Here is a 10,120-nt window from a genome sequence, read left to right on the forward strand (position 1 = left end):
CTTTTGCAATGTTTAGTGAATTAACAATTCTTATTATCCCGTTCATAAGGCCTTAATATAGGAATGCCATAATGGTTGCGTAAGAGAATGAGAGGAGATGGAGAGGAATATGAAAATTGCAGTGATCGGTGATTTGCATTATCCGGCTTTGGAAGACCATTTTGCATTTATCGAGGAAAATCGGCACGTTTTTTACGAAACGTTTTTAGATCGTTTTTTCTCTGTGCCGGCGGACCTTTATATTTCCATCGGAGATTTGACGAATTTCGGCCGCCGTGATGAACTGGATGAGATCTATTCCATCATCCGGAAGCACGGAAAACCTTTCAAGCATGTTTTAGGCAATCACGATCTCTACGCAATGCCCCGCAGCCAGGTCCTTTCCATTTCCGGACAAGAGCGCTTTCATACACTGAGCACCGAGTCAGCTGTCCTGGCATTTCTCGATACTGCACGGGAGCAGGATTACGACGATTGGGGCGGAACCATGGATGCCACACAGCAGTATTGGCTCGAAGCCGTCATAGAAGAGACAGCAGAACGGCCGCTGGTCGTATTCGGCCATCATCCGGTGTTCTCCACGACGCTGCATTCCGAAAAAGACAAGCGCTGCATCCACCCGGATGTCCCGATTTGGCAAATACTTAGCATGAAACAGGGACCCGGCCTTTATATCAATGGACATAATCATGCCAATTCCCTGGCGGCTCGGAACGATTGGACATTCCTGCAGCTGGCGGCAGTTCTCGATGAACAAGCGGTGCGGGTGATCGAAATCACCGAATCTTTTATTGCCATTGATTCTGTGATGATCGATGATGATGAATTAAAAGGCCATGCGGAACAAATCGGCAATGCCATCCCCCATTTCGCATTGAAGCGGAATCCGGTCGGAGATGCAGCTTATTTCAAATACATGATTCCGCTGCCCGGTTCTTCTATAGTAGAAAAACAGAAAGTATAACTTCCACTTGATAAAAGCACAGCCGGCAACTGGATGCCGGTTGTGCTTTTCATGCTTAAAGCCCTTCTTTGAGCAATGATATTATGGACAGGCTGCCCTAATTTCTTTCCGTAACGTGAAAATTCACGATAAATGCTGTGCCCGCTCCTGCACAGATGGTAGGATTGAAGTAAGAACCGGATTCTCGTTCCTTGAGAAACGGTCTATTGCAACCCTTCAGAAGGAGCAGATGTGTTTATGAAAAACCGAAGATATGAAAAGAGCTGGATTGGGCTCCTCCCCGGCCTTCTGCTCAGTTTGATCGTCCTTTTGGGGGGCATCTACGGTGCTGAAGCGATTGGCGCCGCGCTTTTGGCCGCAGGAATTTTACCGGAAGGAAGTTCAAGCCCGATTTCCGCTATTTTTGTTGCAATCCTGCTTGGCATCATCATCCGCAATACAGTCGGGCTGCGGGAACTATTCCTGTCAGGAATCGGCTTTGCTGTGAAATATGCTCTCCGCGCAGGAATCATCCTGCTCGGCCTTCGTCTCAGCCTGACCGAAGCATTAAAGCTTGGTGCATGGGGACTGCCGCTCATAGTCGCCTGCATATCCGTCGGCCTGTTTGTTACTTTGTATTTCACAGCTAAACTCGATCAGTCCAACCGCCTTGGTACCTTGATTGCGACAGGGACCGGTATTTGTGGCATAACCGCAATCATGACAACGGCCCCCGTCATCAAAGCCAAGGAAGATGAAATCTCCTATGCCGTCGCGAATATCACGATATTCGGCCTGCTCGGCATGCTCTTTTACCCTTATCTAGCCCACGCATTTTTCGAAGGGGAACCGGTCAAAGCCGGACTTTTTCTGGGCACCGCCATCCATGATACGGCCCAGGTGGCCGGAGCAGCCTTGATCTATGACCAAATGTATGATTCCAAGACCGTTGTCGATGTGGCAACAATCACGAAATTAACACGCAATGTCTTCATCATTGCTGTTATTCCGTTCGTTTCCTACTTGTTTTTCCGTAACGGCCGGAAAAACGGAACCGGCCATGCTGGCAAACTGCCGAAATGGTATAAACTTTTTCCTCTGTTCATTTTAGGATTCCTTCTTCTGTCGCTGCTGCGCACCATCGGTGATGCCACCACTGCTTCCACTGGTGACGCATTCGGCTTCCTCTCGCCCGCGGATTGGGAGTCGTTCTACAGCTTCTGGAGTTCTTTCGGATCGACTTACGGTCTCGGGTTAGCGATGGCCGGAGTCGGTTTGTCAACGAATCTTAAAATATTCAAGGGGTTAGGAATCAAGCCGTTCTATATCGGGCTGATCGCCGCTATCTCTGTCGGTGCCGTCAGCCTGCTGCTGATCTCTTTGTTCGGCGGGTTCATCACAATATAAAAATCTTTCCTCACGAAAAAGCCGCCATTCCGAAAGGAATGGCGGCTTTTCTCTGCTCGTTTATTCTTGTATGGCCGAATCAAATAGACCAGTTCAATACCAGACCGGCATGGGTCAAGCCGCCGCCAAAACCGTACAACAGCAGTTTATCATCCGGTTTGATTTTCCCTTCACCCATCCCCTTATCAAGAGACAAGGGAATCGTCGCAGCAGAAGTGTTGCCGAAATATTCCAGGCTATAGACTGTCCGTTCAAGAGGCAGTTTGCTCCTGCTGCAAATCGACTCGATGATCCGAAGATTTGCGCTGTGCGGAATAAACCAATCCACATCAGCAGCACCCATTTCGGCTTTTTCCATCAATGCTTTGACGCCTTTAGGAACCGTATTGACCGCCCATTTATAGACTTCCCGCCCGTTCTGCGCAACAAATCCGTTTACTGCCAGCTCTTCGCCGAACATGCGGGTTGCGAGATTGCTGCAATATAGATTATGGGCCTGTTCCCCGTTGGTTCCCATATGGGAAGCGATAAAGCTCGGTTTTTCCTCGTCGCGTTCCACTAGCACCGCCCCACCGCCGTCACCGAACAGGATACAAGTGGACCGGTCGCTGTAATCGATGATTTTGGAAAAGGTCTCTGCCCCGATGACCAATATCTTTTGGTTCAGTCCGGCTGTGATGAGCCCGTTTGCGACATGGAGCCCATAGGCAAAACCGGCGCAAGCGGCATTCAAGTCGATTGTTCCGGTGTTTGGAATGCCGAGTTTCGCCTGTACCAAAGCAGCCACGCTCGGCGTTTTCATATCCGGCGTCATTGTACAAACAATGACCATGTCCACATCCTCAAGTGATTTTCCGAAGCGCTCTGCCAGATTTTCGACTGCTTTGATGCTGATGTCGCTTGTATATTCATGTTCACCGGCAATCCGGCGCTCTTTGATTCCTGTCCGCTGGACGATCCATTCGTCGTTGGTCTCCACCAACTCTTCTATCTGGTTGTTGGTTAGCCTCTTTTCCGGCACATATGAACCGATGGCTGTTATCCTGGCTTTTGAAGTGTACAAATCGATCGCCCCTTTATGCATGCTCGTTCTATTCTAACACCAACTATTAGTATTAAGTACTAAAAAATGTTCGTAGAACCTATTTTGTAGTATTGGCCTAGTTACCAGTTTGGAGCAACAGGCAAAATTGCCAATAAAAACAGCTTTTGTTCACCTGTAAAAATTAACAGGCAATTCTATTAACTTGCTATATACTTTCACTTAATTCCAAGAAAGAAAGTGTTGTATGAAAAAATTACTGAAAATGGCAGCTATTATCTTGTTGGCCGGATCATTAACCGCCCCTGCCGCTTTTGCCCAAAGCGGCAATGCAAAAGAATCGCTTATCGCTCTTGGGGATTCAATTCCTTTTGGATATGATCTTGGCCAGAACAACAGCCATCCGGCCAAAACCGCTTATCCATACTTGATCGGCGAAGAAGCAGATTTGCGGGTGCTGAACCTTGGCATCCCCGGATGGCAGACGGACCAGCTGCTCTCGGCGCTTCAAGGTGATCAGAAATACCGCCAAGCGGTCCAACAGGCAGATTATGTCGCTGTGGCCATCGGCAGCAACGACTTGCTCCAAGCCCTGCGCGAGGCGGGTGTGGAAAGCGGCGGAGATCAGGATCTATTCAATTTGCTGCTGCAGCAAAAACTGGCTAGCAGCGATGTGTTTTCGAATCTATTATCGATTTTGACCCAAACACGCGCTTTGACAGATGCACCGATTGTATTGTACAACGTCTACAACCCGTTCCAGCTCAATAATCCGCTCCATTATGCAGCAGATCCGATCCTGCCTTTGATCAATGGCCAGTTTGCGCAGTTGGCGTCCTTGGTCAGCGGCGTAACCATTGCAGATGCCAATGCAGCATTCGGCAACGACCAGGCAATTTATGTGATTCCAGGGGATATCCATCCGACGGCTGCCGGCCAGCAGGTCCTCTCGGATAACGGAATCGATGCGCTCGGATTGGATTAACTATTCCACTCTCAAAAGATGCAGCCATACCACCTGGCTGCATCTTCTTTTGCTGTGGGAGCATTTTATGCGATTTTCATAGGGTCCGCCCAAACGGGAAGTACGTTCTGTTGGAATGTACGCTTTCCCTGATAGAAACATGCGCTCTTAAGAAAGCGGGAAACGCATTATTTGGAAGCAGCATAAACCTATTTTCCTAATTCTGAATATTCCATGTACAATAACGAATAGTTATGCTAACTTTAGAAAAATCAGAAAGAAAGAGGAGTGAGCTTTTTTGAATCATTTATTCACTAAATTGGATAATATTTATGACGAAATGGTAGAAATCCGCCGATTTTTGCATCAGAATCCAGAACTTTCCTTCCAGGAAGATAATACTGCAAAATACATCGCGGATTATCACCGGAAGCTCGGCCATGAAGTCCGCGAGAACGTCGGCGGCAATGGCGTGTTGGCGTATTTGAAAGGCGCGAAGCCAGGGCCGACGGTGGCGCTGCGTGCGGATTTCGATGCCCTTCCCATTCACGAAGAAGCTGATGTCCCGTTTAAATCACAGAATGATGGCGTCATGCATGCTTGCGGGCACGATGGCCATACCGCAACGCTCCTCGGGCTGGCAAAAGCCTTGAACGGCATGCAATCGGAATTCGAGGGCACAATTTTATTCCTTCACCAGCATGCAGAAGAATTGCCGCCGGGGGGCGCGATTGCAATGATCGAAGACGGCTGCCTTGAAGGGGTCGACGTCATTTTTGGAACTCACCTACAAGCCCAAATGCCGCTTGGCGAAATCGGCTACCGATCCGGTCCGCTTCAAGCAGCACCGGATCGCTTTGATATTAAGATCATTGGCAAAGGGGGACACGGGGCAAATCCTCACGAGACCAAAGACAGTATTGTCATCGGCGGCCAGCTGATCGGCAATTTGCAGCAAATCGTCAGCCGGCGAGTCGACCCACTTGAATCGGCAGTCGTTTCGGTCTGCAATTTCGAAGCGAAAAATCCCTACAACGTCATTGCCGACACGGCTTCGATGACCGGAACGGTGCGGACCTTCAAGGAAGACATCCGTAATTTCATCGAAACTGAGATTGAACGCATCGTCAAAGGAACTTGCTATGCTGCAGGTGCTGATTATGAATATACCTATATGCGCGGCTATCCGACTACGGTGAACCATAAGGAAGAGACCGAATTCGTTGCGGGCCTTGCTGGTGATGTGCCAGGAGTCGAAGCCGTAAAGGAAACGGAGCCGATTATGGGAGGCGAGGATTTCTCTTATTACCTCCAGAACGTAAAAGGGACGTTCTTCTTCACTGGCGCGAAAAACCCGGAGTGGGCAGAATCGTTCCCCCATCATCACCCGAAATTCGATATCGATGAACGGGCTCTTTTGATTGCTTCGAAAGTGCTGGGTTCTGCAGCATTGAACTATATGAAAAGCGGCGTTAAAACAGCGGAACACGCTTCCCGATGAAGGAAATCAGAAAAACACTTAAAAGGGGTCGATGACAATGGCAGAACAATCTTTGAAGATGTGGAAGGATTGGCGCCTGCACTTGGTCGTGCTGGCAATCGTAGTTGTGACAGAGTCCATCGGAACGCATTCCATTCCGCTCGGGCCCGGCGTAATCCTATTGCTCCCAATGCTTTACGCCGTCATTATCGGGCTCGCGCTTTACTTCACGCCGCTCGTTAAAGACAAGCAATCCATCAATGCAGAACCGCTTGTATTCTTATCAGTAGCTGTCCTGATTGCCAAGTTCGGCGTCCAGGCAGGTCCGGCAATTCCCCAGATAATCGAAGCAGGGCCTGCCTTGCTGCTTCAAGAGTTCGGAAACCTCGGAACGATCTTCCTTGCGCTTCCGCTGGCTGTGTTTCTCGGCCTGAAACGTGAAAGCATCGGCATGACGCATTCCATCGGCCGGGAGGCGAATCTTGCGTTGATTACCGATAAATACGGCCTGTCTTCGCCTGAAGGGCGGGGAGTTATGGCGATGTATATTTTCGGTACTGTTTTCGGATCGATTTTCATTGGCCTGATTTCTGGATTTCTGGCAACCGTTACTCCTTTGCATCCGCTTTCCTTTGCCATGGCTACCGGCGTCGGCAGCGGAAGCATGGCGGCCGCTTCTCTCGGGCCGCTCGTTGCCGCTTTTCCGGATATGAGCGCCCAACTGACGGCCTTTTCCGGGGTCAGTAATTTGATTTCCTCGGTCACCGGCTTGTATATGAGCATTTTTGTCGGCTTGCCGTTGACTGTGAAGATGTATGAAATCTTATCCAGAAAAAAAGACCAGAAAGTTAAAGGGGGCGCCGAATATGTTAAAAAGCCTTAAGGAATGGGTGCTTGTTTTTATGATTATCGGCGCCATCATGTTGATCGGCAATTGGATCGGCTATGACATCATGCCGCTAACTGCCTTGCCGGGGCTGGCTGTCTTGATCGGCATCAGCATTGCCGGCCTTGTCATCCACCGGCTCCTCCCGTTTCAGATGCCGAGTATCGCCTATATCGGCATACTCGGACTGGTACTGACACTCCCAGGCATGCCGGGGTCGGAAAAAATCGTCGAGTGGACTGGGCAAGTCAGCCTGCTCGCAATCGCTACGCCGATCCTTGCATATGCCGGTGTCTCCATCGGCCGCTCATGGCATGATTTTGTGGCTTTGGGCTGGAAAACGATTGTGATCGGGATGTTTGTCTTGCTCGGTACGTTCCTTGGATCCGCTCTTATTGCAGAAGTTGTCTTGAGAATGCAGGGCATCATCTGAACCGTTTCTTAACATCAGCAAAATGGAATTCGGCAGTCCAACAAAACCATAAGAACGCAAAAACACCTCCCCGGCTTTAAACCTGGGAGGTGTTATTTTTTATTAATCCAGTGCTTCTTCTGCGTCAATCAATCCGAATCCGGCATATTTGTCATAGCCCGTCTTGAATACATCTTCTGACGAAGATTGGATCAAGTGTTTCACTTGTGCAGGGTTTAATGTATCTTTACCGTGCTGGGCAATGATGACACCTGCCAAACCTGCCACTTTAGGTGCAGCCATCGAGGTTCCGGCTTTATAGCCGTATTTGCCGCCAGGGATGGTAGCCAGTGCCAAGTAGGAATTGTCACGTCCATTCTTTGTAACCGGATCGTAGTTCGGCCCTAAATCTCCGCCTGGTGCCATGACATCAATCTTTCCGACGCCGTAGTTGGAATAGTAGGCCAGATTTTTGTTCGCTCCGCCGGCTGATACGCGGATCAACCCTTGGCTGCTTGGGCTTCTATGCGTTGCACCGAGATCATCGCCTGAAATCGTCCCCGGGCTTGTGATGTCTAAAGCGTTGTTTCCAGACGAGCCGACCACTGTTACACCTTGCTGGATTGCGTAATGGATTGCGCGGTTGAACAAACGCATATCTGCTGCAATATCAGCGGTTTGCTGCTCAGGATCCTGCAGCCAATCATAGCCGCCAAGCGACATGTTCACCACATCGACGTTGTCATCGGCAGCTGTCTTTAAGGCATCCGCAATGCTTGCCGTCGTCGCTCCGCCGGTCGGACCGAATACACGGTAAGCGGCCACTTTCAAATCTGGTCCTACCCCCATCGTCCGCCCGTTTGCGGCAATGGCGCCGGCAACGTGCGTTCCGTGGCTGTTTTCATCCATCGCATCCGGGTAGCCCGGCACGAATGATTTTCCGTACGCATAATTGTCTTTCAAATCCGGATGATTGTAATCTATTCCGGTATCCACCACAGCGACAACGATATCTTTGCCATCTATAGATTTCCCGGTGCCTCCCGGCAATTCCCAAGATGCGCCGTCATTGGTCACTTGTTTGATATCCCATTGGAGGGAATTGTAAAGATCCGCATTTTCACCGACTGCATCTGCCGACGCTTCTGTACTGATTGCAGGCGCTTCAGGGAATATGACACTCTGGACATCAACATCCAAAACATCCGAAGATTTTTTTACTTGCGCCAAGAAATTCGGGTTTGAAGAAGAGACTTCCACCGCACCCAATTTCGCCAATTTGGTCGTCACTTTCCCGCCCGCTTCGGCTAACACATTTTCATAGCCGGCTGGCAAGCTGTTCTGGTTTTTAAACACGACAATATAATCTTCTTTCGAGGCCAACGCATCTTCAGCACATACTGTTGTCCCTAATAATGTTGCAGCGCTTAATGCCACTGCTAATGTACCTGCTGCAAATTTCTTTTTCATCGGTTTCAGTATCCTCCTAGTAATCGTTTCATTTTTCATTTTATTCAAACTACTCTGTTCAGTCAACCAACATTTTCCTTAATATGGTTAAATGTGGATGTCGTTTTCACATCGCTTCGATTGAATCATTGATATCTTTCAAGGAAATAAAGTATAATTCCACTGAAAAATCGAAAAAAATAAGTCTCAGCAGCTGACTTTCGTATCCCTTAGCCTATTTTCGCCTCACGAAAAATGATTGCTAATACCTGCTTATTTCAAAGTGTTTTTTTAAAGGTTCGTTTAATAAAAGCAAACAGCCAAGCCCTTAGAAATAGGGCTTGGCTGCTTCATATTGCTTTATGAAAATAGAGCGCGGTTTTTCAAATCAAGAATGAAAATCCTTTTCAACCTCTTGGATGATCGCATCTGAAAAGACTTCCAGAAAATATTCTCCCCATTCGGCTTTTGCCGGTCTGGGATCCCCTAATATTCCGACATCGGTAAGACCGACGATTCCTTCTTTGAACAGTTTTTCCAGTGCCTCATCGGTCAGCGGACCAATGTAACCCGGCTCCGCCTTCTTCATATCCACCAATTCCGGCGCAATATGCAGCATGACGGAAGTCTCCATCGCCCCGCCATGACCCGTGCTGCCTTCCGCCAGTCCGTACTTCTGTTCAAACTGCCCCATCAAATCCAGTAATTGCCGAAGCGTTAAAGCACTGCTGATCTGCATATCCGGATATATTTCCCGCAGGTTCTTGACCAAGCTTTCATTTTCATTGAAGTTTCCGCCATGGGAAGAAAAAATCACTGCTCTTTTAAAACCGTGCCTTTTATAGCTGGCAATATAATCTTCTATCATCCCCCGGTAGATTTCCGGGCGGAGAGTCAAACTGCCGGACATCGGCAAGTGATGGTCCGACAGGCCTGGCCGGATTACCGGTGCAACCAGTGCGCTGCCCATTTTTTCGGCTGTACGCAATGCCACCGCCTCGCCAATCAAAGTATCTGTGAGCTCGGGCAGATGGAATCCATGCTGCTCAACGGAAGCGGTACAGATGATCACCGTATCCATTCCGGATTCGATTTTCCCTTTAATGGTTTTCCAGTCCATGAGTTCGAGCAGGTAGTCATTTTTCTTCAGTACAATCTCCTCCTTGTTTCATTTTTCAGATAATTTTTAAAGACTCTATAGGTTCTTCGCCGCCCTCTCATTTATCCCCTCTTCAGAAAAGGATTTTCACAAAAAAAGAACAACCTCCAAATGGTGATTGTTAAGCTTGTAGACAAAAGAATAATTTTTCAATTAGATGAATAAAACTAATGGAAGCTGTGTTGGATCCTCCACTCCAGGCGGACGCTTTCCGCGGGCTCGCGCCGAACTAACTCGGACTAGCGTCCGAGTGGATTTCGGAACTTCGCTATCCCGCTGGCAAAACCGGTGCTCCTGCATCGCATCGCTGCGCTGCTTCGTCGCAAACAAGTCGGCCGAACTGCGTTCGGCCAACTTGCTCGCCGCCTTCCGTTGCGG

At 48.9% G+C, this 10,120-nt stretch carries 10 protein-coding genes; 6 read left to right on the forward strand and 4 right to left on the reverse strand.

Annotation, left to right across the window (positions count from 1 at the left end):
* Positions 1 to 109: 109 nt before the first annotated feature.
* Entirely contained in the window at positions 110 to 964 is an 855-nt protein-coding gene (locus ACTL32_RS09325; RefSeq protein ID WP_441341182.1) for a metallophosphoesterase family protein, read from the forward strand.
* A 237-nt stretch (positions 965 to 1,201) separates the two neighbouring features.
* The gene (locus ACTL32_RS09330) at positions 1,202 to 2,350 is read left to right on the forward strand and encodes a YeiH family protein (protein ID WP_441341183.1); all 1,149 of its coding nucleotides are present in this window, start codon (positions 1,202 to 1,204) and stop codon (positions 2,348 to 2,350) included.
* Between the two features lie 79 nt (positions 2,351 to 2,429).
* Here ACTL32_RS09330 and ACTL32_RS09335 read toward each other — a convergent pair whose 3' ends face one another.
* The gene (locus ACTL32_RS09335; RefSeq protein WP_441341184.1) at positions 2,430 to 3,413 is read right to left on the reverse strand and encodes a ketoacyl-ACP synthase III; all 984 of its coding nucleotides are present in this window, start codon (positions 3,411 to 3,413) and stop codon (positions 2,430 to 2,432) included.
* Between the two features lie 226 nt (positions 3,414 to 3,639).
* On the opposite strand from ACTL32_RS09335, the gene ACTL32_RS09340 reads away from it, so the two are divergent.
* The 4 genes from ACTL32_RS09340 (at position 3,640) to ACTL32_RS09355 (ending at position 7,155) form a co-directional block, all read left to right on the forward strand.
* The gene (locus ACTL32_RS09340) at positions 3,640 to 4,377 is read left to right on the forward strand and encodes a GDSL-type esterase/lipase family protein (RefSeq protein WP_441341185.1); all 738 of its coding nucleotides are present in this window, start codon (positions 3,640 to 3,642) and stop codon (positions 4,375 to 4,377) included.
* A 277-nt stretch (positions 4,378 to 4,654) separates the two neighbouring features.
* The gene (locus tag ACTL32_RS09345; RefSeq protein ID WP_441341186.1) at positions 4,655 to 5,857 is read left to right on the forward strand and encodes a M20 family metallopeptidase; all 1,203 of its coding nucleotides are present in this window, start codon (positions 4,655 to 4,657) and stop codon (positions 5,855 to 5,857) included.
* Positions 5,858 to 5,894: 37 nt separating this feature from the next.
* On the forward strand, positions 5,895 to 6,719 hold the full coding sequence (locus tag ACTL32_RS09350; RefSeq protein ID WP_204893815.1) for a DUF3100 domain-containing protein: 825 nt from the start codon (positions 5,895 to 5,897) through the stop codon (positions 6,717 to 6,719).
* On the forward strand, positions 6,703 to 7,155 hold the full coding sequence (locus ACTL32_RS09355; protein ID WP_204893814.1) for a hypothetical protein: 453 nt from the start codon (positions 6,703 to 6,705) through the stop codon (positions 7,153 to 7,155). The genes ACTL32_RS09350 and ACTL32_RS09355 overlap by 17 nt, the downstream gene beginning before the upstream one ends.
* A 102-nt stretch (positions 7,156 to 7,257) precedes the next feature.
* Here ACTL32_RS09355 and ACTL32_RS09360 read toward each other — a convergent pair whose 3' ends face one another.
* From ACTL32_RS09360 to ACTL32_RS09370, 3 genes are all read right to left on the reverse strand, one after another.
* Complete coding sequence (locus ACTL32_RS09360; protein ID WP_441341187.1) at positions 7,258 to 8,604, reverse strand: S8 family serine peptidase; 1,347 nt, start codon at positions 8,602 to 8,604, stop codon at positions 7,258 to 7,260.
* Between the two features lie 367 nt (positions 8,605 to 8,971).
* Positions 8,972 to 9,703 (reverse strand): creatininase family protein, encoded by a 732-nt coding sequence (locus ACTL32_RS09365; protein ID WP_441341188.1) that lies wholly within the window; start codon positions 9,701 to 9,703, stop codon positions 8,972 to 8,974.
* Between the two features lie 192 nt (positions 9,704 to 9,895).
* A partial coding sequence (locus ACTL32_RS09370) for a hypothetical protein (RefSeq protein WP_441341189.1) occupies positions 9,896 to 10,120 on the reverse strand: 225 nt, incomplete at its 5' end.

This window comes from Planococcus sp. FY231025 (assembly GCF_052078085.1).
GTDB lineage: Bacteria > Bacillota > Bacilli > Bacillales_A > Planococcaceae > Planococcus.